Origin of the sequence: Litoreibacter ascidiaceicola (assembly GCF_900129235.1) — a bacterium.
Classification (GTDB): Bacteria; Pseudomonadota; Alphaproteobacteria; order Rhodobacterales; family Rhodobacteraceae; genus Litoreibacter; species Litoreibacter ascidiaceicola.
Window position 1 is genome coordinate 88,348 of sequence record NZ_FQUV01000002.1, and the last position, 23,294, is coordinate 111,641.

19 protein-coding genes are annotated in these 23,294 nt (G+C 57.3%); 11 read left to right on the top strand and 8 right to left on the bottom strand.

The features are described from left to right. Nucleotides 1-24 precede the first annotated feature (24 nt). The 4 genes from ugpB to BUB72_RS03610 all read left to right on the top strand — a co-directional run bounded on the left by ugpB (nt 25) and on the right by BUB72_RS03610 (nt 4,164). Complete coding sequence (gene ugpB, locus BUB72_RS03595) at nt 25-1,335, top strand: sn-glycerol-3-phosphate ABC transporter substrate-binding protein UgpB (protein WP_073140803.1); 1,311 nt, start codon at nt 25-27, stop codon at nt 1,333-1,335. A 73-nt stretch (nt 1,336-1,408) separates the two neighbouring features. After that, nucleotides 1,409-2,290: a sn-glycerol-3-phosphate ABC transporter permease UgpA gene (ugpA, locus tag BUB72_RS03600; protein ID WP_073140805.1), complete on the top strand. Its 882-nt coding sequence runs from the start codon at nt 1,409-1,411 to the stop codon at nt 2,288-2,290. A gap of 23 nt (nt 2,291-2,313) precedes the next feature. Next, entirely contained in the window at nt 2,314-3,150 is an 837-nt protein-coding gene (ugpE, locus tag BUB72_RS03605) for a sn-glycerol-3-phosphate ABC transporter permease UgpE (RefSeq protein WP_073141659.1), read from the top strand. Further along, nucleotides 3,151-4,164 carry an ABC transporter ATP-binding protein gene (locus BUB72_RS03610; RefSeq protein ID WP_073140807.1) on the top strand — a complete coding sequence of 338 codons (1,014 nt, stop codon included), beginning with the start codon at nt 3,151-3,153 and terminating at the stop codon, nt 4,162-4,164. A gap of 1 nt (nt 4,165) precedes the next feature. Here BUB72_RS03610 and BUB72_RS03615 read toward each other — a convergent pair whose 3' ends face one another. Beyond that, nucleotides 4,166-4,930, bottom strand: a complete 765-nt coding sequence (locus BUB72_RS03615) for a DeoR/GlpR family DNA-binding transcription regulator (RefSeq protein WP_073140810.1) — start codon at nt 4,928-4,930, stop codon at nt 4,166-4,168. Nucleotides 4,931-5,078: 148 nt separating this feature from the next. On the opposite strand from BUB72_RS03615, the gene BUB72_RS03620 reads away from it, so the two are divergent. Next, on the top strand, nt 5,079-7,502 hold the full coding sequence (locus BUB72_RS03620) for a GcvT family protein (protein ID WP_073140812.1): 2,424 nt from the start codon (nt 5,079-5,081) through the stop codon (nt 7,500-7,502). 16 nt (nt 7,503-7,518) lie between these two features. After that, nucleotides 7,519-8,448 (top strand): choline/ethanolamine kinase family protein, encoded by a 930-nt coding sequence (locus BUB72_RS03625; protein WP_073140814.1) that lies wholly within the window; start codon nt 7,519-7,521, stop codon nt 8,446-8,448. Here the strand turns inward: BUB72_RS03625 and BUB72_RS03630 are convergent. Both BUB72_RS03630 and BUB72_RS03635 read right to left on the bottom strand, forming a co-directional pair. Then, nucleotides 8,445-9,224 (bottom strand): inositol monophosphatase family protein, encoded by a 780-nt coding sequence (locus BUB72_RS03630; RefSeq protein ID WP_073140816.1) that lies wholly within the window; start codon nt 9,222-9,224, stop codon nt 8,445-8,447. The two genes, BUB72_RS03625 and BUB72_RS03630, sit on opposite strands and share 4 nt — an antisense overlap. 25 nt (nt 9,225-9,249) lie before the next feature. Further along, on the bottom strand, nt 9,250-10,056 hold the full coding sequence (locus tag BUB72_RS03635; protein WP_083588555.1) for a DeoR/GlpR family DNA-binding transcription regulator: 807 nt from the start codon (nt 10,054-10,056) through the stop codon (nt 9,250-9,252). 200 nt (nt 10,057-10,256) lie between these two features. Here BUB72_RS03635 and BUB72_RS03640 point away from each other — a divergent pair, with 200 nt between their 5' ends. The 5 genes from BUB72_RS03640 (at nt 10,257) to BUB72_RS03660 (ending at nt 17,674) form a co-directional block, all read left to right on the top strand. Beyond that, a complete protein-coding gene (locus tag BUB72_RS03640) occupies nt 10,257-11,201 on the top strand; it encodes an ABC transporter substrate-binding protein (RefSeq protein WP_073140818.1) in 945 nt (314 codons plus the stop codon). Between the two features lie 101 nt (nt 11,202-11,302). Beyond that, on the top strand, nt 11,303-12,334 hold the full coding sequence (locus BUB72_RS03645; RefSeq protein ID WP_073140821.1) for a quaternary amine ABC transporter ATP-binding protein: 1,032 nt from the start codon (nt 11,303-11,305) through the stop codon (nt 12,332-12,334). Next, the gene (locus tag BUB72_RS03650; protein WP_073140823.1) at nt 12,331-14,340 is read left to right on the top strand and encodes an ABC transporter permease; all 2,010 of its coding nucleotides are present in this window, start codon (nt 12,331-12,333) and stop codon (nt 14,338-14,340) included. The genes BUB72_RS03645 and BUB72_RS03650 overlap by 4 nt, the downstream gene beginning before the upstream one ends. Next, the gene (locus tag BUB72_RS03655; protein WP_073140825.1) at nt 14,337-15,224 is read left to right on the top strand and encodes a choline kinase family protein; all 888 of its coding nucleotides are present in this window, start codon (nt 14,337-14,339) and stop codon (nt 15,222-15,224) included. The genes BUB72_RS03650 and BUB72_RS03655 overlap by 4 nt, the downstream gene beginning before the upstream one ends. An 8-nt stretch (nt 15,225-15,232) precedes the next feature. Continuing rightward, nucleotides 15,233-17,674, top strand: coding sequence for a GcvT family protein (locus tag BUB72_RS03660; protein ID WP_073140826.1), 2,442 nt, complete (start codon nt 15,233-15,235; stop codon nt 17,672-17,674). A gap of 49 nt (nt 17,675-17,723) precedes the next feature. On the opposite strand, the gene BUB72_RS03665 is transcribed toward BUB72_RS03660, so the two are convergent. From BUB72_RS03665 to BUB72_RS03685, 5 genes are read right to left on the bottom strand one after another with little or no spacing between them, the layout of a single operon-like run. Further along, complete coding sequence (locus BUB72_RS03665) at nt 17,724-18,869, bottom strand: iron-containing alcohol dehydrogenase (RefSeq protein ID WP_073140829.1); 1,146 nt, start codon at nt 18,867-18,869, stop codon at nt 17,724-17,726. Between the two features lies 1 nt (nt 18,870). Then, entirely contained in the window at nt 18,871-20,250 is a 1,380-nt protein-coding gene (locus tag BUB72_RS03670; RefSeq protein ID WP_073140831.1) for an aldehyde dehydrogenase family protein, read from the bottom strand. A gap of 12 nt (nt 20,251-20,262) precedes the next feature. After that, a complete protein-coding gene (locus tag BUB72_RS03675; RefSeq protein ID WP_073141664.1) occupies nt 20,263-21,627 on the bottom strand; it encodes a glutamine synthetase family protein in 1,365 nt (454 codons plus the stop codon). Next, the gene (locus tag BUB72_RS03680) at nt 21,617-22,423 is read right to left on the bottom strand and encodes an N-formylglutamate amidohydrolase (RefSeq protein WP_073140833.1); all 807 of its coding nucleotides are present in this window, start codon (nt 22,421-22,423) and stop codon (nt 21,617-21,619) included. Before BUB72_RS03680 ends, BUB72_RS03675 begins: the two co-directional genes overlap by 11 nt. After that, nucleotides 22,420-23,184, bottom strand: a complete 765-nt coding sequence (locus tag BUB72_RS03685) for a DeoR/GlpR family DNA-binding transcription regulator (RefSeq protein WP_073140835.1) — start codon at nt 23,182-23,184, stop codon at nt 22,420-22,422. The genes BUB72_RS03680 and BUB72_RS03685 overlap by 4 nt, the downstream gene beginning before the upstream one ends. Nucleotides 23,185-23,294 lie beyond the last annotated feature (110 nt).

Sequence of the window (23,294 nt, forward strand, 5' to 3'; positions counted from 1 at the left end):
CATTAGTGAGTCTGGGAGGACATCATGAAGATCAGAACACTTCTCGGCGCGTTTGCGTCGACCATCGCGCTGTCATCAAACGCGTATGCTGCAACAGAAATCCAGTGGTGGCATGCGTTCACCGGACGCTTGGGAGAGCTGCTTGCCGAGCAAATCGAAGAGTTCAACGCAAGCCAGTCAGACTTTGTTGTCGTTGGCAGCCACAAGGGCAACTACTCCGAGACTCTGAACGCCGGTATCGCCGCATTCCGCGCCGGTGAGCAGCCGCAAATTCTGATGGTTTTCGAGGTCGGTACCGCCACAATGATGGCGGCAAAAGGTGCGATCAAGCCTGTCTACGAAGTGATGGCAGAAGGCGGTGCGCCGTTTGACCCTGACGCCTATATGGGCGCTGTCAAAGGATATTACACGACGACTGATGGCGACATGCTGTCACTTCCTTACAACTCGTCTACGCCGGTTCTGTATGTGAACCGTGACGCGTTCACCGCTGCCGGTCTGGATCCTGACATGGACCTGTCCACATGGCAGAACGTGGGCGAAGCGCTCGACGGTTTGAAGGCCGGCGGCGAGGATTGCCCGCTGGTCACCGCTTGGCAAAGCTGGGTCCATCTGGAGAACTTGTCAGCATGGCACGACGTGCCATTCGCGTCCAAGGAGAATGGCTTTGCCGGTCTCGACACCGAGCTGATGATGAACGGGCCTGTACAGGTCGCCCATATCGAAGCGATGGGGCAGTGGGCTAAAGACGGTAAGTTCATCTACACCGGACGGCGTAACGAAGGCGGCGCGAACTTCCGCGCAGGCGAATGCGCGCTGTTTACAGAAAGCTCTGCTGGCTATGCGGGCGTGAAGGCGGAGGCAAAGTTCGACTTTGACATTCGCACGCTTCCGTACTGGGAAGGTGCGGGCAACGCCCCACAAAACACCATCATCGGCGGGTCGTCGCTGTGGGTTATGGCTGGACATGACGCTGAAGAATACAAAGGCGTCTCCCAGTTCCTGTCTTTCCTGTCCAGTTCCGACGTTCAGGCGAAATGGCACCAGAACACCGGTTACCTGCCAATCACCACAGAAGCTGCAGAGCAAACCAAGGCGGAAGGGTTCTATGACGCTAATCCGGGCACGGAGATTGCTGGCATGCAGATGACTGGAAAAGCCCCAACCGGCAATTCCAAAGGTCTGCGTTTGGGCTCCTTCGACCAGATCCGCGGGATCATTGATGAAGAACTGGAAGCTGTCTGGGCCGGTGACAAAGACGCGAAAACTGCCCTTGATAGCGCCAAGGAGCGCGGTGACGCGTTGCTGCGCCGCTTTGAGCAAGCAAACCGCTAAATCAAATCTGCAAGGCGCTGGACATACTCCGGCGCCTTGCACTTGCGACGGATTGAAGGGGCGAAATCTCTGAATGGAAAAGCGCGTCACCTTTAAAGGCTGGCTTCTGCCCATGTGCCTGCTGATGCCGCAGATCATTATCACGGCGGTGTTTTTCTTCTATCCGGCTGGGCAGGCGATCTATCAGTCTCTGTTCATTCCCGACCCGTTTGGCCTTTCAATGCGGTGGGTTGGACTGGGGAATTTCGAATATCTTTTAGGCGATCCCTACTACCGTGCATCCTTCGTGACGACCGCCGTTTTCTCGCTATTGGTCACGGTAACGTCCATGGGCTTCGCGCTGTATCTGGCGGTGCTTGCAGACCGGCTGATCAAGGGCTCCGGCGTCTACCGCACGCTGCTGATCTGGCCCTACGCTGTGGCCCCTGCGGTCGCAGGTGTGCTGTGGCTGTTCATGTTCAACACGCGCGTGGGCGTAGTGTCATGGTATCTGGGCCTGCTCGGCTATGACTGGAACCACGTGCTGAACGAGGCGGAGGCGATGGGCCTTGTCGTGGTCGCCTCCAGCTGGGGGCGGGTCAGTTACAACTTCCTGTTCTTCCTTGCCGGGCTGCAAGCGATCCCCAAATCGGTGATCGAAGCCGCCGCCATCGATGGCGCACGGTTCTGGACGCGGTTTCGCACGATCGTGTTTCCGCTGCTCAGCCCGACTACGTTTTTCCTGCTGGTGGTCAACATCGTCTACGCCTTCTTCGAGACCTTTGGCGTGATCCACACCATCACCTCCGGCGGGCCGCAACAGGCGACGACCATTCTGGTCTATAAGGTGTTCTCGGACGGGTTCGTGAGCCAGGACCTTGGCTCCTCCGCCGCGCAATCGGTGATCTTGCTGGTGATCGTAGGGGCGCTGACCATCGTGCAGTTCAAGTTCATCGAACGCAGGGTGCATTACTGATGGCGCGTATTCCTGACGAGGGCATGGTCGAGAAACGTGGAATCGGCCACTACTTCACCCATGTGGGTCTGATCATCGGCGTGCTTGTCATCTTCTTTCCGATCTGGCTGGCGTTCGTTGCTTCCACCGTGACCCAGTCCGATATCATCAGCCCGCCGATGCCGCTTTGGCCGGGTGACCAGTTCCTGACCAACTATTCCAAGGCGCTGACCTCCGGCATCAACGCGCCGGTGGCTTTGATGCTGATGAACTCGCTCATCATGGCAATGGGTATCGCGCTTGGAAAAATCCTGATCTCGCTGCTGTCGGCCTTTGCCATTGTCTATTTCAAATTTCCCGGACGGCGGCTGTTCTTCTGGCTGATCTTCCTGACACTGATGCTGCCTGTGGAGGTGCGGATCGTGCCGACCTACGAGGTCGTGGCGGGCTTCGGCATGCTCAATAGCTATAGCGGCCTGATCTTCCCTCTGATTGCGTCCGCCACGGCGACCTTCCTGTTCCGCCAGTTCTTCATGACCGTGCCGGACGAGTTGGCCGAGGCCGCCCGCGTCGATGGCGCGCGACCCATGCGGTTCTTCTGGGACATTTTGCTGCCGATGAGCCGGACCAACATCGCGGCGCTGTTCGTGATCCTGTTCATCTATGGTTGGAACCAATACCTCTGGCCGCTGCTGATCACCACGGACCCGTCGATGAACACAATCGTCATGGGCATCAAACAGATGTTCCCCAGTGGAGACGACTATGCGGACTGGCCGGTGATCATGGCGACTTCGATACTGGCGATGCTGCCGCCGGTGATTGTGGTGGTCTCAATGCAGCGTCTTTTCATACGCGGACTTGTGGATAGCGAGAAATAAATGGCAACGATCAAGCTCGACAATATCAAGAAATCGTTCGGCAAGACCGACGTTATTCACGGCGTGAATATCGACATCGAGGACGGCGAATTTATCGTCATCGTCGGTCCGTCCGGCTGCGGCAAGTCCACGCTTCTACGCATGGTGGCAGGGCTTGAAACGGTGACCTCCGGCGAGATCCTGATCGACGGAGCGCAGGTCAACGGGGTGGAGCCGATGGACCGCGACATTGCGATGGTGTTCCAGAACTACGCGCTCTACCCGCATATGTCGGTCGAGGAAAACATGGCCTACGGCCTGAAGATCGCCAAGACGCCCAAGGCGGAGATCACGGAGAGGGTGGCCGAGGCCGCACGGATGTTGCAGCTGGAACCCTACCTGAAACGCAAGCCACGCGAGTTGTCCGGCGGGCAACGTCAGCGGGTCGCCATGGGGCGGGCGATTGTGCGCAAGCCCAAGGTGTTTCTGTTCGACGAGCCGCTGTCTAACCTAGACGCCAAGCTGCGCGTCCAGATGCGGCTTGAGATCAAGGAATTGCAATCGCGCCTTGGCATCACCGCGCTTTATGTGACCCACGATCAGGTCGAAGCAATGACACTGGCCGACCGCATGGTGGTGATGAACGGTGGCGTCGCCGACCAGATCGGCGCGCCGTTAGAAGTGTACTCCAACCCGCAGACCGAGTTTGTGGCCGGTTTTATCGGCTCACCCGCGACGAATTTCATCGACGCGGCTTTGGTGCCGGACGCACCAAAGGGGGCGTCCAAAATCGGCATACGTCCAGAGCATATAACCCTTCTACCCTCGGGGCAGGGCAAGCTGAGTGGAAACGTGGTGTTCACCGAAGCGCTCGGGGCCGAGACACTCGTTCACCTGCGGATGGATTCGGGAACTGAGACCTTCACGGTCAGACAGGACGGCGCGATGGCTTTACCGGTCGCGGGCGATCCGGTCGGTGTGGATTGGGGTGCTGACGACGAGATGGCGTTCAATGACAAAGGACGCCGCGTTTAGCCTATTGGCCTGCCGCAACAACCAGCTGCTTGGGGTCGATCAAATCCGAGAACGCCGCTCCCGGAGATTGGTCGACAACAACCACGTCATTCGCCCGCAGCTCCGGCATGCGTAGTGAGGGCAGGGAGCCGCTTGCCGAGAACTTCGTCGCATCAACGGCCATAACTGTTCGTGCAGAGATATCTATCATCGCGCGCGCAATGTCGATTTCACATTGATCGAAGGCCAGGAACCCGCGTGTCGGGTGAACCGAGGAGGCCGAGAGAATTGCATGCTCGACCGTGAGACTTGCGATAACGTCAAAGGCCGCACGGTCAAACGCTGCGCCGTCATGGTTTCTTAACTGGGTGCCAGCCATGAACACGCGGTTTCCCTCGACCATCGACAAGGTGCTGGCGATATAGGCAGAGTTGGTCACGATTGTCAGGTTTTTCCGCCGCCGCAAAGCCTGAGCGACATACCCTGACGTGGAGCCGGTATCTATGGCCAGTGACGATCCGTCCTGCACCAGTTCGGCAACGCAATTGGCAATCGCAACCTTTGCTGCGCGGTTTTTATTCATCCGCGCAAGGAAGGGTGGATCCATAACTTCTTGCGTACTGATGAGCGCGCCATGGACTTTTCGTACAACGCCGCGCTCTTCCATCGGCTTCACAATTCGCCGGATCGTCTGGTCGGAGACATCCAGTGTCTGAGCTAACTCAACCACGGTGATCGTTCCCCGCAGGTTTACGAGGGACAGGATTTCTTGCTCGTGCTTTGACATTGGGTGCCCATTTTAAGATTTCAGCTAAAATATGGGATGCGAAATCGTGCCTCAAGGCTGAAATTCAACAAAAAGCAAAAAATATGTTGCTAAATGTTGTTTTGAATGGAAGCCTTATAGGAGGAGAATTTAGCATTACAGGCATGTCATGGCGGTACATTCAGCGAAGCATCTGATCATTGGTGGCGGCATCATCGGCTGCTCGATTGCGTATCATTTGGCAAAGTCCGGCGAGAAAGATGTGGTTCTTCTTGAGAAGGCGTCGCTGACTGAAGGGGCGACGTGGCATGCCGCTGGTCTGGTCGGACAGCTACGGTCATCACGCAATACAACAAGGATGCTGAAACGCTCCGTCGCGATGTATGACCAGTTGGAAGCCGAGACGGGGATGGCGTTTGACTGGAAAAAAGTCGGCAGCCTACGACTTGCTGCAACCAAAGAGCGGATGCTGGAAGCCAAGCGCTTGACGACAATGGCCCGCAGCTTCGATCTCGAAATGGAGATGATTTCGCCCGACGAAGCGAAAGCGCTGTTCCCCTATATTGACGCGACAGGTTTGGAGGGCGCTGCGTTTATCCCGTCCGACGGGCATGTTGACCCGGCCAGCCTGTGCCAAGCCATCGCGAGCGGGGCGCGGATGCATGGAGCGAAAATCCTGCAAGGTGTGAAAGTCACCGACTTTGAGATCGTAAACGACCGCATCAAAAAAGTGATGACCACCGAAGGCGACTACGAGGCGGAAACGGTCGTTCTGGCCGCGGGTATGTGGAGCCGCGAGCTGGCGGCGAAGCTTGGCGTGATCGTCCCGGCCTGCGCGGTGGAACACCAGTATATTGTCACCGAGCCGTTGCCCGATCCCGAGTTGGTGAAAGGCTTGCCGACACTGCGCGACCCGGAACGGTTGGTTTACTACAAGCCCGATGCCGGCGGGCGCTTGGTCATCGGTGGGTACGAAGACGACACTCTGCCGTTTGGGGACAAGGGTATCCCCGGAGAATTCATCCGCCAGCTTTTGCCCGACAACCTGGACCGCTTTGCGCCATTGGCCGAAATGGCGGGGCAGGTGACGCCGGTCGTCAACGAGGTAGGCATCCGCCAAGTCATCAACGGACCGATCCCGTATTCCGCAGACGGTGATTTTGTCATGGGCTGGGCCCCAAACCTGAAAAACCTGATGCTGTCGACGGGGTTCCTTTACGGGATTGCAGCGGGTGGTGGTGCGGGCGAGATGATCGCGGAATGGATCCTCGACGGTAGCCCCAGCCTTGATCTTTGGCCGCTGGATGTGCGCCGTTTCAGCCCGCATCACGCCACCAAGGCATTCATGTATCCCCGCGCGGTCGAGCACTACGCCCACCACTACAAGATGCGCTATCCGGGGCAAGAAGCGGAAACGGCGCGTAACCTACGACTAAGTCCGCTTCATGAGCGGCTGGAGCAACGCGGCGCTATTTTTGGTTCTAAAAACGGCTGGGAGCGTCCGCTCTGGTTTGCACCCGACGGGGTTGATCCGGTTGACCAATTGGCGTTTATCAACCCCGGCTGGAAGCAATACGCGGCGCAAGAGCATCAGGCCGTTCGCGAAGGTGTTGCCCTGATAGATCAGTCCAGTTTCTCCAAGTTCGAGATGATTGGTGCAGGTGCCTTGCCAGCTTTGCAACGCATCGCTGTGTCCAACATGGACAAGCCGGTGGGCTCTGTCATCTACACGCAGCTGTGCAACGCAAAGGGTGGTATTGAAGCCGACGTGACGATCACCCGCACGGCGCACGACCGGTTCTATATCGTGACCGGATCAGGCTTTGGCGTGCATGACAGCGACTGGATCAGTCGCGCTTTGCCTACCGATGGGTCGGTTCATTTGATTGACGTGACCTCGGCCCGTGCGGTCGTAAACATATGCGGTCCCAAGGCCCGTGATGTGCTGCAAAGCGTGTCCGAACAGGACGTGTCGAACGGTGCGTTTCCCTTCGGCACGGCGCAGCAAATCGTCGTCGGAGCTGCCACAGTTCTGGCAGCACGAATTGGATATGTCGGAGAGCTGGGCTGGGAATTGCACATCCCTACAGAGTTTGCGCGGCATGTTTACGATACGTTAAAGCAAGCAGGGGAGGCGCATGGCATTCGCGATATTGGCTACCGCGCCATTGAAAGCTTGCGCTTGGAGAAGGGCTATCTTTATTGGAGCGCCGACATCACACCAGATTATACACCAATCGAGGCAGGGCTGGGCTTTCGGGTGCATCTGAAAACCAAATCCGACTTTGTAGGGCGCGCAGTGCTTGAACACCAGAAGGCCAACGGAATTTACAAGCGTCTGTGTACTTTTGTTTGCGACAACCAACTGCCCACAACGGGTGGTGAAACCATCGTAAAAGACGGCAAAACTGTATCCGTCGCGACGAGTGCGGGGTTCGGGTACACCGTGAGTAAGACGATCATCTTCGGATACCTGCCGTCGCAACTGTTAGACGAACGCGATTTCGAGTTGGAAGTGTTTGGAGAACGCCACAAAATCACGCGGGTAGACGGGCCTCAATATGACCCGCAGAATATGCGGCTGAAGGCATGAACTGGGGGATCAAGGCATGAGAGACGAAAACGAAACCCGAATTCTTGAGGTGCTGCGCAAGGTCGAAGGCTTTGCCGGTATTGATGCCGCGGATATAGACATCCAGCGTATGGGCGGTTTGACCAATCTTGTCTATCGCGTCGAGGTTGCGGGGCGTAGCGTGGTGGTCCGCATTCCGGGTCAAGGGACCGAGGACTACATCGACCGCAAGGTCGAGATTCACAACACGCGCGTGGCTCATGAGGCCGGTGTTGCACCTGCGGTTCTATGGGCTGACAGCGCAAGTGGTGTCATGGTCAATGAGTGCATCGAAGACATTGTCACCATGACCCCTGATCTGTTTCAGAGTCGCGCTAGGGCGCCTGCGCGGGCAGGGGTGGCGTTGCGCCAGCTACACAACGCACCAAGTACCTTTCAATTCCGTTTTGAGTTGTTCGCCATGATTGACGAGTATCTGGATGTGCTGTCTCAAAAGGAGACAAATTTGCCAGATGGCTATCACACCGTCGTGGCCGAAGCGCAGCCGATCAAACAGTTGCTATCGGACAAACCGGGGGAGCTAGTGCCGAGCCATTGCGATCCGCTTTGCGAGAATTTTTTGGATGATGGCGACAGAATGTGGATCGTTGATTTTGAATATTCGGGCATGAACGACGCCCTATGGGATTTGGGCGATTTGTCGGTTGAGGCGGGTTTGACTGCCTCTCAAGACGTTGAAATGTTGAGCGCCTATTTTGGCGCGCCGCCCACCGCTGCGCAAATGGGGCGAATGGTGATCTACAAAGCGATGTGTGATCTGCTCTGGACGCTATGGGGGCTGATCCAACACGCGGATGGCAATCCGGCAGAGGACTTCTGGGCGTATTCGGTCGGGCGGTTCGAGCGCTGCAAGGCGTTGATGACCTCGCCAGAATTTGCAGATCATTTGAGCGCTGTTCGCGGCTAGTCCGCGTTGAGCAGCGTCAACAACTCGGCGTGAAGCTCAGGCGTTGCTGCCGAAACGACGCGACCGTCTGAGTTGAAGTCCAAGGTTGCCCCATGCCAATCGGTGATCACGCCACCGGCTTCTTCGATGATCGGAACCATGGCGAGGTAGTCATAAGGCTTCAGGTTGTAGTCAACCACGGCATCAATTTGCCCTGACGCGACCAAAGCATGGGGCTGGCAGTCGTAAGACAGGCGCCGCAACTTGCCTGCTTTGGTGAGGCGATCGAAAACATCCGGCTCATTGGCGTAGATATTCTCGCCCTCGTTGATGAACAGCATCGCGTCGCGCAGCTTTGTCTGGCCGGAGGTTCGAATGGCAGCACCGTTCCGCGTTGCCCCCATGCCCTTGGCTGCTGAAAACACTTGCCCCAATGCGGGTAGACGGCAGATGCCTAGGACAGGGCTGCCATCCTGAACCATAGCCAACAACATCCCGAACAATGGAACACCAGCAATAAAGGATCTGGTCCCGTCGATTGGGTCAATCACCCAGATGGTAGCGCTGTCCAGCCGCAGGTTGTCGAACTCTTCTCCGAAAATTCCGTCCTCGGGAAATGCGGCTTCGAGTTTGCTCCGAATATATTGCTCGGTTTCCTGATCCGCGATTGTAACGGGACTGGCATCATCTTTGGTGTCGATGTGCAAAGCGCCTTCGAAATGCGCAAGTGAAATGCGGCTGGCGTCTTCGGTTATGCCGAGCACCGTTTCAAGGCGCGTATCAAGAGTATCGGGCATATAGGTGCGTCCTTTGGATTATGTTCTAGTCGACGACGACGATTTCCGTGGACCAATCGCGCGCTGCATTTGTGATGTCGGGCGGTGGTGCGGCATCGGTAATCAACAACTCTACATCGGACGCGGGCCCAATCGAGATGGGCGCTGTGCGCCCGAACTTAGAACTATCGGCCGCGATGATCCGCGTTTGGGCGCGCTCGATGATTGCGCGGGAATAATATGCCTCTTCCAGATCGAACAGCATGAATCCGTTGGTCGCGTTGATCGCCGCCGTCGAAAGGACAGCAAAGTCCATATGGAATGGACGGATGAACTCAATGGCCTGTGCCCCGAAAATGCCTCCGTCATGAGCGCGTAGTTCCCCACCCGGCATGAAGACGCGATTGTTGTTATGCGCAGCCAATGTATGGGCAACCGCCACAGAATTGGTGACAACCAGCAGTTCCTTGTGGGTGCGCAACGCCTTTGCGATGAATGTAGTCGTTGAACCGATGTCGAGAAATAGTGAGCTGCCGTCGCTGATCAATCCCGCGATATGGGCTGCAATGCGCTGTTTGGGGACAGGATTTTCGTCCATGCGCTGTGCAAAGCTCAACTCGCTGGAGCTTTGCTGGAGATAGACACCTCCGTGCACCCGCTTCACCAACCCTCCCTCCGAGAGGGGCTTGAGGTTCCGGCGTACCGTTTCTTCGGAAACATCCAGCGCAGTCGCAATGGATTGAATCCGCATGTTGCCGCCCGCCACCGTGATCAGGTCCAAAATCTCCTTCGCACGGTGCGAAATCTGCGCATCTTGGCTGGTCTTGGCATGTGGTGAGGTGGGCGCATTCATAAGCGGGTCTTTCAGGAATCGTAGAATATTTATACAGAAAGCCACAAATTACACAGTTCGACTACAATAAAAACCACACAAATGTGGTTTTACTATTGATATGTGGCGCTGAGTGTTGAAACTTCGACGTTAAGAACAAACCGAATCCAGCGTTCTTGGGGGGCTCTGGGTCTGCAACTCGAACAAGACAGGGGAATTCTATGCGTATTTTCACTTTTAGCGCGGCTGCCGTCGCAGGGCTTAGCATTGCTGGCGCAGCTTTGGCTGCTGCTGAATCTCAAGAGCCTATCAAGCTGACGATGCATGACTGGACCGGTCAACTGGTCACAACGACCCTCATGGGCAAGGTATTGTCCAAAGCGGGCTATAACGTCGAATATGTGCAGGCCGACTACATTGCACAGTTTGCGGGCCTTAAGACGGGCGATTTGCATGTTGCCATGGAAATCTGGGAAACCACCGGCCGCGAAGCCATGGACGAGGCCACGGCGACAGGCAAGGTGGTCAATATGGGTGAAACCGGAATGATTGCCATCGAGGAGTGGTGGTATCCGGCGTATATGGAAGAGGTCTGCCCAGGTTTGCCCGACTGGAAAGCACTGAACGATTGTGCCAGTGAGTTCGCCACGCCTGAGACCGCACCGATGGGCCGCTATCTGGGTGGCCCGGTCACATGGGGCGGCTTTGATGATGAACGCGTCGAAGCCTTGGGTATGGATTTCGAGGTGGTTCACGCAGGCACCGACGCCGCATTGTTCGCCGAACTTGAAAGTGCCTACCAGCGCAAAGCGCCGATCGTGCTTTGGATTTACGCTCCGCACTGGGCACCGACCAAGTATGAAGGCAGCTTTGTAAAGTTCCCTGAATACTCGGCCGAGTGCTACAACGATCCGTCCGTCGGGATGAACACCTCGATGGCCTATGATTGCGGCAAGCCAACCGGCCCGATCTGGAAAGTTGCATCTTCAACCGTTGCCGAAACTTGGCCGGGTGCTGCCAAGGCAATCGAAGCCTTCTCGGTCAATAATGACGATATGGGAGATATGGTTGCAGCGGTCGATCTGGACGGCAAATCGGTCGACGAGGTGACCGACGCTTGGCTCGCGGCCAATGAGGCGGCTTGGTCCACTTGGATCGCCGACTAAGCTCCGCGACAAAGGGGTGGGCGCACGAGCCCACCCGACAAACCTACCAAGCGCGATATCTCCGGCTTTCCCGGTCCGATTAGCCTGCATCTGAGGATGTTATGGAAAAACCCATCATACTGGACTGCAAAAACGTCTGGAAAATCTATGGCTCACAGGCATCACGTATTCACAGCGAGCATAACGGAAATCCCAGCTCAGATGCGCTAAAGGCCAACGGGCTGATCGGGGCGGTCCGAGCGGTGAACCTGCAAATCCGGCAGGGAGAGATTTTCGTGATCATGGGGCTTTCGGGCTCAGGAAAGTCCACCCTTGTGCGGTGTCTGTCGCGACTGGTGGAGCCGACGGGCGGCGAAATTCTGTTTGAAGGCAAAGACCTTCTCACCACAAGCGATGCCGAACTGATTGAAATCCGCCGTAAGAAAATGGGCATGGTGTTTCAACAATTCGCCTTGCTTCCACACCTGACCGTTCTGCAGAACACGGCCTTCCCGCTTGAGGTGCAAGGTGTCCCGCGGGCTGCCCGCGAGGCGCGGGCGCGCGAGGTCATAGAACTGGTCGGGCTGAAGGGCCGCGAGGCATATTATCCGCGTCAACTGTCAGGCGGACAGCAGCAGCGCGTCGGTATCGCGCGATCCCTGGCAGTCGAGCCTGACCTGTGGTTTCTGGACGAGCCGTTCTCGGCGCTTGATCCGTTGATCCGCCGCGAGATGCAAGACGAGTTCCTGCGTTTGCAAAACCTTTTGCACAAGACAATTGTCTTCATCACCCATGATTTTGACGAGGCCATTCGACTGGCGGACCGGATCGCCGTCATGAAGGATGGCAAGGTTGTTCAGGTCGCCACCCCTGAGGAGTTGGTTTTAAATCCTGCGACAGATTACGTCGAAGAATTCACCCGCCATGTGACGCGCTCGAAAGTGCTTACGGTCGGGGCTGTGATGACAAGCGGGGGCTCTGACATCAAAACAGCAGGTGACGTGGGCATCGGTCAGCGCATCGAAGCGGTCGCGGACCTGCTTGAGGCAAGCGACTTGCCTTTCAGGGTGCTGGACGGCGATGGCAACGCTGTTGGCACAATTGGTCGGCAAGCTGTCATTGACGTGTTGGTTGGTCGGGTGCTGAAGAAATGAACCTGCTGCGCCGCATATTCCTACAAAAGGCGGCCCTGTTCTGGCTGCCTGTCTTTGCGGTCACATGGGCGCTGTCGGCTTATTCTTTCCCTCTTTACAAGGCTCTTGGTGCGCGCTGGATCATTAAATACCCCGCCCAAGCGCAACTGCATCTGGAAGCCAATATCAGCGCCTTCATGCAATGGCTGGTCGAGGACGCCAGTTTCGGCCTGTTCAGCTTTCGGGATTTAACGCGGTTCATATCCGCACTGATTGAAGCTCCATACAGCTTCGCGCGGAACGCGCTGATCGACGGTTTTTCGGTCGGGCTGGGCAGCGATGCAGTGGATGTGGCGCCGTCGCTTAGCTGGGTTGCCGTCATCGTCACTTTGGTTGCAATGGGCCATTATGCGCGCGACTGGAATCTGGCCGCGTTGATGGCGGGATGCTTCGGCTACCTCGCAATCTTTGGCCAATGGGACAGCGCAATGGTGACGCTGGCCTCGGTTCTGATCGCCGTTCCCATCGGGGCAGTCGGGGGCTTGCTGCTGGGCATACTTGCGTATCGCATGCCATATTTTGAAACCATGATCAGGCCCGTGTTGGACCTGATGCAGACCGTCCCGGTTTTCTCCTACTTGGTGCCAATCCTGTTTCTGTTCGGCTTCGGTCCGGTCGCCGCATTGGTCGCGACGATCATCTACGCAATGCCCCCGATGGTTCGCGTGACAATCGTCGCCCTGAGAGGGGTGCCAAGCGAAATTCACGACGTGGGCGTTATGGTCGGCTGCACCAAGCGACAGTTGATGTGGAAGGTGATCATCCCCTCGGCGGCACCCACATTGATGGTGGGGGTCAATCAGGTGATCATGCTGTCGCTGAACATGGTCATCATCGCTTCGATGATCGGCGCAGGCGGGCTTGGATATGACGTTTTGACCGCGTTGCGCCGTTTAGATATCGGCGGCGGGATTGAGGCGGGGGTCGCCATTGTGGTTATGGCAATCGCGCTGGACAGGCTCAGTCAGGCCTTCGCCACACGGGTTCCCGACGAGGTGGCAAACCACACCACCCAAAACTTAGCAAAGCGTCATCCTTGGCTTGTTTCCGTGTTGGTCGTGGCGGTCGGGACCTTCCTGCTGTCCTACATCTTCCCTGCCGTTCAGGACTACCCCAAGAGCATGACCCTATCGACCGGCACGTTCTGGTCGGACGTCATCGGCTACATCAACGTCCATTTCTTCGATGCCTTCGAGGCGGTCAAAACCGTGTTCCTGACCTATCTGCTCTTGCCCGTGAAACGCTTCTTCGTGGGGATCCCTTGGGCGTGGGGCATCATCGTGATGACATTGATCGGGTGGCGGGTCGGCGGTATCGGACTTGGGCTTCTTAGTGGTGTTCTGACAGCCTTTATCGCGGCCGTCGGACTTTGGAACAAGGCAATGGTCACCGTCTACCTCTGCGGAGTTTCGGTATTGGTGGCTTCGGCAATCGGTATCCCCTTGGGCATATTTGCCGCCCAAAACGACAGGGCAAACCGCATCATCGGCTCGTTCATCGACACGCTGCAAACCCTACCAAGTTTCGTGTATCTCATCCCTGTTGTGATGCTGTTCCGCGTCGGCGACTTTTCGGCCATGGTCGCGGTGGTGCTATATGCGATGGCCCCCGCTGTCCGCTATGCGGCGCATGGCGTGCGCAGTGTCGATCCGCAACTCATAGAGGCCGGGCTGGTGTCCGGCTGCACTCCAAGGCAGTTGCTTTGGCGGATCAAGCTGCCCATGGCCTTGCCCGAACTGTTGCTTGGCCTGAACCAGACTATTTTGCTGGCGCTGTCCATGTTGGTGATCACCGCCTTGGTCGGCACGCGTGACCTAGGGCAGGAGGTTTATATCGCCCTGACCAAAGCCAACACCGGACAAGGTATTGTTGCAGGGCTGTCGGTGGCCTTCATCGCCATCATTGCCGACCGCATATTGTCCGCTTTCGCCACCAGAGCACGCACAAAAATGGGGATGGGATCTTGACCGAAGCTGAACAAAGAGCCTTGGACAAGGTCTCGAATTTGCCCATCTGGAAAGCCGCGGAGGGGGTCGAGTTTCTAGGCGGCGGTATCACCAATTTCAACGTCTCGGTCTGGGATCAGGGCAAGCGCTACGTCGTGCGTGTGGGCGAGGACATCGTGCTTCACCAGATCATGCGCTTTAACGAGCAAGCCGTACATGCAGCGGCATATGCGGTGGGGATCGCGCCGACTATTGTGCATACAGAGCCCGGCATCATGGTGTTGGACTTCGTCGAAGGATGCACATTGGACGAGGAAGCAATACGCCAAGACACCAAGCTGGAGCGGATCGTACCACTGCTCAAAACCTGTCACACCGATGCGGTCCGGTTTCTGCGTGGCCCCATTCTGACATTCTGGGTTTTCCATGTCCTGCGTGACTACGCGGCGTCGTTGAAACACGGCCGGTCAAGCTACACAAAAATTTTGCCGGACCTACTGGAAACCGCGGACAAACTGGAGCGATCCGTCGGGCCAGTGCAGATGGTTCTGGGGCACAATGATCTGCTCGCAGCGAATTTCATAGATGATGGAAATCGGTTGTGGTTGCTGGATTGGGAGTATGGCGGTTTCAACTCCCCGCTGTTCGATCTCGCCGGGCTCGCGTCCAACAATGAACTGAACGAACGGCAAGAGAGTTGGCTGTTGGAAACCTATTTCGAAACCCCTGTGACGGACCAGCTGCGCAATCGCTATCAGGCGATGAAATGCGCCTCCCTGCTGCGCGAAACGATGTGGAGCATGGTGTCGGAAATCCACTCCGAAATCGACTTCGACTACGCCGAATACACCCGAAAAAACATGTCGCGATTTTATGCCGCGCTGTCTGACTTCAAAGCAATGTGAGGAACACCATGAGCACCTTCCCAACCAGTGCAAAGGCCGTCGTTATCGGGGGTGGTATCGTGGGCTGCTCCACGGCGTATCATCTGGCAAAACTTGGCTGGACTGATGTCGTCTTGCTGGAGCGGCAGAAACTGACCTCCGGCACGACCTTTCATGCGGCGGGGCTTGTTGGGCAGTTGCGGTCCAACGCAAATATCACGCAATTGCTGGGCTATTCAGTTGATCTCTACAACACGTTGGAGAAGGAAACAGGCCAAGCAACCGGCTGGAAAATGAATGGCGGCCTGCGCCTTGCGTGTAACGAGGAACGTTGGACCGAGGTAAAGCGACAGGCAACGACAGCACATTCGTTCGGTCTGGAGATGCAGCTGCTCACACCATTAGAAGCGCAAGATTTGTGGCCATTGATGAATGTCGATGATGTGGTCGGCGCGGCATACATGCCGACCGATGGGCAAGCCAACCCGTCCGACATCACGCTATCGCTTGCTAAAGGCGCCCGCATGGCTGGAGCGCGTATTTTCGAAGATACGAAAGTCACCAAGATCAAGCTTGAAGACGGCGTGATCAAAGGTGTGATGACGGAAAAGGGCTTCATCGAGTGCGAAAAGGTCATTCTATGCGGCGGCCAATGGACCCGCGATTTCGCGGCGACCGTCGGGGTGAATGTGCCGCTGGTGCCGATGGAGCACCAGTACATGGTCACGGAACAGATCGACGGCGTCACGTCTGACCTGCCGACGCTGCGCGACCCCGACAGATTGACCTATTACAAAGAAGAAGTCGGCGGATTGGTTATGGGCGGCTACGAGCCGAACCCGATCCCGTGGGCGCTCAAAGGTATCCCGGAGGGGTTCCACTACACGTTGCTCGATTCCAATTTCAATCATTTCGAGCAGATTGTGGAGCTTGCTTTGGGCCGCGTGCCAGCCTTGCAGACCGCTGGCATCAAGCAATTGGTGAACGGGCCGGAAAGCTTCACACCGGACGGCAATTTCATTCTGGGTGAAGCGCCGGAGCTAAAGAACTTCTACGTCGGTGCAGGCTTCAACGCCTACGGCATCGCCGCTGGTGGCGGGGCGGGGATGGCGCTGGCGGAATGGGTCGCCAAGGGCGAGCCTCCATTTGATCTGTGGCCGGTAGATATCCGCCGCTTTGGCCGCCCGCATTTCGACACTGACTGGGTCCGCACACGCACTGTCGAGGCGTATGGCAAACACTACACGATGGCATGGCCGTTCGAGGAGCACAGCTCCGGCAGGCCTTGCCGGAAGTCACCTTTGTACGAGACGCTGAAAGGCAAAGGCGCTTGCTTTGGTGAAAAGCTTGGATGGGAGCGGCCAAACTGGTTCGCGCCTTCGGGGATGGAGCCGAAAGACGTCTATAGCTTCGGGCGACAGAATTGGTTTGACGTCGTGGGCGAGGAGCACAAAGCCGGGCGCGAAGCAGCGGTGTTGTTCGACCAGACTTCCTTCGCCAAGTTCGTCCTCAAAGGGCCGGACGCAGAAGCAGCGCTCAGCTGGATTGCGGCCAATGACGTGCAAAAGCCGGTGGGCTCGTTGATCTACACGCAAATGCTCAACGATCGTGGCGGCATTGAGTGCGACCTGACTACAGTCCGCGTGGCGCGGGACGAGTATTACATCGTCACCGGTACCGGTTTCGCGACCCATGATTTTGAATGGATATCGCGCAACATCCCTGACGGCATGAACGCGCAACTGGTCGATGTGACGTCCGCATATGCAGTCTTGTCGCTGATGGGGCCAAAGGCACGCGACATTCTTGAAAAGGTCACCAAAGCAGACGTCTCCAATAAAGCGTTCAAGTTCGGCACCGCCAAGACCATCGGCATAGCCGGATGCCCTGTGAACGCATTGCGGGTCACCTATGTTGGCGAGCTGGGTTGGGAGCTTCACCTGCCAGTGGAATACGCCACCACGGTCTACACCGCACTGGTAGAAGCGGGCGCGGAGTTCGGGTTGCGAGACGCAGGTTACCGGACGATTGAAAGCATGCGATTGGAGAAAGGCTACCGCGCATGGGGCGCGGATATAGGCCCAGACCACACGCCCGCCGAGGCTGGATTGGCGTGGGCGGTGAAATTGAAAAAGAACATCGACTTCAAAGGGCGCAAAGCAGCCGAGGCGCAGCGGGACAACGGGGTGAAGAAAATACTCGCAGGCTTCACCGCGGCCCCTGATATTGTGCTGTCCGGTCGAGAAACCATCTACCGGAACGGCAAGCGGGTCGGGTGGCTGAGCAGCGGCGGGTTTGGCTACACGCTCAACAAATCAATCGGATACGGCTATGTCCGATCGGATGAACTCATTGACGCGAACTATGTGATGGATGGCGACTACGAGTTGGAGGTCGCGACAGAACGGGTGCCATGCACGGTCCATATGGCACCGCTGTATGATCCAATAATGGAGCGTGTGAAGGCATAGTGTGAAGTCGGCGGCGCATCTCTCGCCGCCAACCCGATTAATGTGGCGGCTAGAGTATGGCCTCAAACAACGCTTTGGTATTCGCAGCGGTCATCTCGACCGGATTTCCGCCCGTGCTCGGGTCGCGCAAGGCGGCGTCGGTCAGCAAGTCCAGGTCCGCGTTTTTTACACCAAGCTCCGTCAGTGTTTTCGGGATCGACATCGATGCGTTCAACTCGTCCACATAGGCGCAGAACCCGTCAAACCCGCCAGCGATCCCCAGATAGGCGGCGACCATATCAAACCGCGCTGCTATCGCGTCTTTGTTGAATTGCAGCACCGCAGGCATGCATACCGCGTTGGTCGTGCCGTGGTGGGTGTGATGGACAGCCCCAATCGGGTGGCTCAGCGCGTGAATGGCACCCAGACCTTTTTGAAAACCGGTTGCGCCCATGGCGGCAGCGGACATCATGTGCGCGCGCGCCTCAAGGTCGGTCGGGGTGGCATAGGCGCGGGGCAGGTATTCTTTGACCAGCCGCATCCCCTCCAACGCAATCCCTTGGCTCATCGGATGGTAATGCGGGCTGCTATAGGCTTCGACGCAATGCGCGAAGGCATCCAAGCCGGTGCCTGCGGTGATGAACTTTGGCATGCCAACCGTCAGCTCCGGGTCACAGATCACCACAGTGGGCAGCATTTTGGGGTGGAAGATGATCTTCTTCTCATGCGTGTCCGAGTTGGTGATCACGCTGGCGCGCCCGACTTCGGAGCCAGTGCCAGCCGTGGTTGGAACGGCGACGATAGGCGCGATCTTGTCGGGGTTGGCGCGGGTCCACCAATCGCCGACATCTTCGAAATCCCATAGCGGGCGGGATTGGCCAGCCCAAAACGCGATAACCTTCGCCAGATCAAGGCCTGAGCCGCCGCCAAACGCTACGACGCCATCATACCCGCCCTCGCGGTAGACTGCGACGCCAGCTTCGGCGTTCTTATCCGTGGGGTTCGGGTCGACTTCGGAAAACAACCCGCGCCCCAAGCCTGCCGCCTCCAGATGGTCGAGCGTTCGCGTGGTGATCTCCATCGACGCCAGCCCCTTGTCCGTCACCAACAAAGGTTTGGACATGCCGGCAGATTTGCATGCGTCAGCGATTTCCGAAATACGCCCTGCGCCAAAGCGGATAGCGGTCGGGTAGGACCAGTTGCCAGTCAGGTTCATCTTAGTGTGCCTTCTTCAGATGGTAGGATTTTGGACGTGTCAGGTTGTGGTAGCCAATGACCGACAAGCCGCCGCCGCGTCCAGTATTCTTGCAGCCCGTCCAGCACAAGGCCGGATCAAGGTAGTCGGCGCGGTTCATGAACACCGTGCCCGTTTCGATCTGGTCGCCGACCCTTTGGGCGCGTTCAATGTCTTTTGTCCAAAGCGACGCGGTCAGGCCGAATTCGCTGTCATTCATCAGCGCAATCGCTTCCGCGTCGTCTTTGACTTTCATGATGCCCACAACCGGCCCGAAGCTTTCTTCGCGCATAACGCGCATATCATGGGTCACGTTGGTCAGGATTTGCGGCGTCAGATATGCGCCGCCGTCATCCTCTGTGAAGGAGGCTATATGCGCTTTCGCACCATCGGATATCGCCTCCGCGATTTGCCCACGCACCTCGTTTGCGAAGCGGGTATGGGCCATTGGGCCGATGGTGGTGTCCGGGTCCAGCGGGTTGCCAAGTTTGTAGCCGTTCACGATCGCCACGGCCTTCTCGACAAACTGGTCGTAGAGGGCCTCCACCACATAAATCCGCTCGATCCCGCAACAGCACTGTCCGGAGTTGAACATCGCCCCGTCGATCAACGTATCGACCGCAGCATCCAGATCGGCGTCTTCCATCACATAACCCGGATCTTTGCCACCAAGTTCCAGCCCGACACCGGTGAAGGTGCCCGCCGCCGCGCGCTCCATGGCCTGACCGCCACCGACAGAGCCGGTGAAGTTGACGAAATCGAAGCTGCGGTTGCCGATCAGATGTGACGTGGTGTCGTGGTCGACGAAGATGCTTTGGAACACCTCTTTCGGGATGCCCGCTTGATGGAAGGCCGCCGCCATGCGCTCGCCGACCAACAAAGTCTGGGTGGAATGCTTCAGCACCACGGTATTGCCAGCAATCAGGGCAGGGGCCACGGTGTTGATTGCGGTCATGTACGGATAGTTCCACGGGGCTACGACCAACACGACGCCGTGTGGCACGCGGCGAATATAGCGGTGGAAGTCACCGTCGTTGGAGACTTCGATGTTCGCCAATGCGCCTTGCGCGATCTCGGCCATATGGCTGGCACGCTCGTTAAATCCGCCGAACTCGCCGCCATAGCGGATCGGACGACCCATTTGATGGGCCAGCTCCGGCACGATTTCGTCGTTCATCGCGCCCACGGCGGCGACGCCTGCCATCACCAGATCAATGCGGTCTTGCAAGGGGCGTGCGGCCCAAGCGGGTTGGGCGCTACGCGCGGTGCGGGCGACGGCCTCGGCCTCGGGGACACTCAATACGGGGCGTTCAGCGAACACCGATCCGTCAATCGGAGAGATGCATTTTAAAGTTTTGGTCACTGGTCTTCCCCCTCAGGCTTTCTCAAATCCGCGCGCGATTTCGTAATCGGTGACAACGCGCTCAAAATCTTCCTGTTCCACCTCTGCGCAGCGGTGGTAGTGGTCCACTACCACGTCCCCGAGCGCCGCACGCAGCATGTTGGAACCTTTCAGCGTGACCATCGCGTCGCGCAGGTTGGCGGGTATTTGCTTGGCACCTGTGTCTTCATAAGCATCACCGGTCAACGCAGGTTGCAGGTCTAGCTTTTCCTCGATGCCCGCAATGCCTGCGGCCAATTGTGTGGCCATAGCCAAGTACGGGTTCAGGTCGGACCCACCCACACGGCATTCCACGCGCACCGCCTTGGTGTTCTCGCCACATAGCCGGAAGCCTGCGGTGCGGTTGTCGATGGACCACACGGTGCCGGTCGGCGCGAAGGTGCCTTTCTGGAACCGCTTGTAGCTGTTCACATATGGCGCGAGGAAATAGGTCACGTCCGGCGCGTATTTGATCAAGCCGGCCATGTAATGGCGCATCAGATCAGACATCCCGTGCTTGGCGTCAGGGTCATAGAACGCGGACTTTCCCTCCTTCCAAAGTGACTGGTGAATGTGGCTGGACGAGCCGACGCGGTCTTGATGCCATTTGGGCAAAAACGACGCCGCATGACCGTTTTGCCAAGCGATTTCCTTGATGGCGTGCTTTGCAATCGTGTGATGATCGGCGCAGTTCATCGGCGCGTCGTAGCGAATGTTCAACTCTTCCTGCCCCGCCTCGGCCTCGCCCTTGGTGTTCTCAATCGGGATACCCGCGGCATAGAGGTGATTGCGGATTGGCCGCATCACATGCTCTTCCTTGGTGGTCTGGAAGATATGGTAGTCCTCGTTGTAGCCGCTGATCGGGGTCAGGTCGCGAAAGCCGCCTTTGCGGATTTCGTCATAGCTTTTCTCGAACAGGAAAAACTCCAACTCGGTCGCCATCGCTGCACTAAACCCAAGCGCGTCCAACCGCGCGAGCTGCTTCTTCAACACGGCACGTGGGGAATGCGGAACAGCCTCATGCGTGTGGTGATCCAACACGTCGCACAGAACCATTGCCGTCCCTTCAAGCCACGGCACGGGGCGCAAGGTCTCCAAGTCCGGCTTCATCACATAGTCGCCATAGCCCGACTGCCAGCTGGTGGAGGCGTAGCCGTCCGGCGTCGCCATTTCCAGATCAGTCGCCAGCAGGTAGTTGCAGCAATGGGTTTCCTCATAGGCGCTGTCGACGAAATGCTGGGCTAGAAAGCGCTTGCCCATCAAACGCCCTTGCATATCGACCAGACAGACAAGGATCGTGTCGATCTCTCCGGCTTTCACTTGTTTTTTGAGCGCGTCGAAGGTCAGTTTATTTGGCATCAGATACATCCGGATTGGCTAGGGACTGGGGAACGCCCATGCTGGAGAGCGCACGGGTGAGGCTTTGCGTGAGTAGGGTGGCAATGTCGGACAGGCCAGCGTCGGTCGCGATCAGATCATTGCGGACTTCTATCATTACATAAGGAAGACGCCGACCCGACAAGTGCTTTTCGATACTGTGCAACACGCCATCTTCTGGCCCGTAAGGCGCGTTGTAACGGGCGTCGTAAGCAGAGCTTTCGAGCGTTGGCATCATCGCCTGCGCCAAACGGGTGTCCGCTGCATGCAGGAGCCCGATTTCAACATCACGGGGCTTACCGTGGAAAACGGGGGTGAAGCTGTGGATGGTCACCAGAACGGGGTCCGGTGTCTCACTTAGGACCTTTGTAACCGCCGCGTGGAACGGCTCGTATATGTCTTTGGTGCGCGCTACGCGCTCGGCCTCGGTGATATGTGCATTGCCAGGGATCGGGCAGAATTCGGTATTTGCAGGCATCGCACTGGTGGCGTCGGGAGGGCGGTTGCAGTCGTAAACCAGACGCGAGAACCGCGCTTCGATCAATGATGCGTCGAACGTGTCGCTAAGCTTTCTGGCCAACGCCGAAGCCCCGGGGTCCCATGCTACATGCGCCTCAAGTTGTTCTTCGGACAGGCCTAGGCTGTCTAACCCAGCCGGCACGCGATTGGCAGCATGTTCGCAGACCAGCACAACGGGGCTCTGGCCGCTTCGGTTGACCACCTCGAAGGCTGGCCCATCGGTTTGGTTTAGGAGTTTGGAGGTCACAAGGCGGCTCATTCGAGGATCACGGCTTGCTTGCCAGCGGCAACAAGTTCTTCGCGGATGTCATTCGGGACGGGGCCGTCGCTAACGATACGATGGATCGAGGAAAGCGGACACACTTCAAACGATGCCAAGGCCTCGAATTTGGAGGCATCGGCAAGCACGGTGACCTCGTTGGATTGTTCGATCATTACCCGCGCCACCTGTGCTTCGTCAAAATTGAAATCCATCGCCCCAGTTCGCGCATCCATTGCGCCAACGGTCAAGACAGCGTGATGGGCGCGAAATGCACGAAGCTGCGTTGTCGCCATCGCCCCAAGTGTCTGGTTGTTGGCCGCACTGAACTCGCCCCCCAACAAAAACACGCGGTTGCCGCTGTTCCCCTTGCTTATGGTGCGGGCAATTTCTGTAGAGTTCGTGACGATTGTCAGACCTGCGGATTTGGCCAGTTCCTCGGCCAGAAATAAGGTGGTCGAGCCGGTATCCAGTAACAACGTCTCGCCCGGTTTGAATATCTCGGCAGCCAGTTTTGCGATTTTCATTTTGGCGTCTACGTTTTCAGACATACGCTGTTGAAAATGCCCTTCACCAAGGGCGCGGGGCAGGGTTGCGCCGCCATGAACCTTTTGGATTTTGCCCTGATCGGACAGCTGCGTCAGATCGCGGCGCACAGTTTCACGCGATGCCTCAAGAAGCCGCGCCAGATCTTCGACTGACGCTTCTTCCCGCTTTCTGACCAATTCGATCAGCTTGGATTGCCTCTTGTGCTTTTTCATAGTTTTCCGGCGATATTGACTAACATGGTCACGAAATCTACAAAAGTAGTCAGCAAACGGTCAATAATTGGTCACGGATTGTCAATACTTCTACAGCGATCAACGGAAAA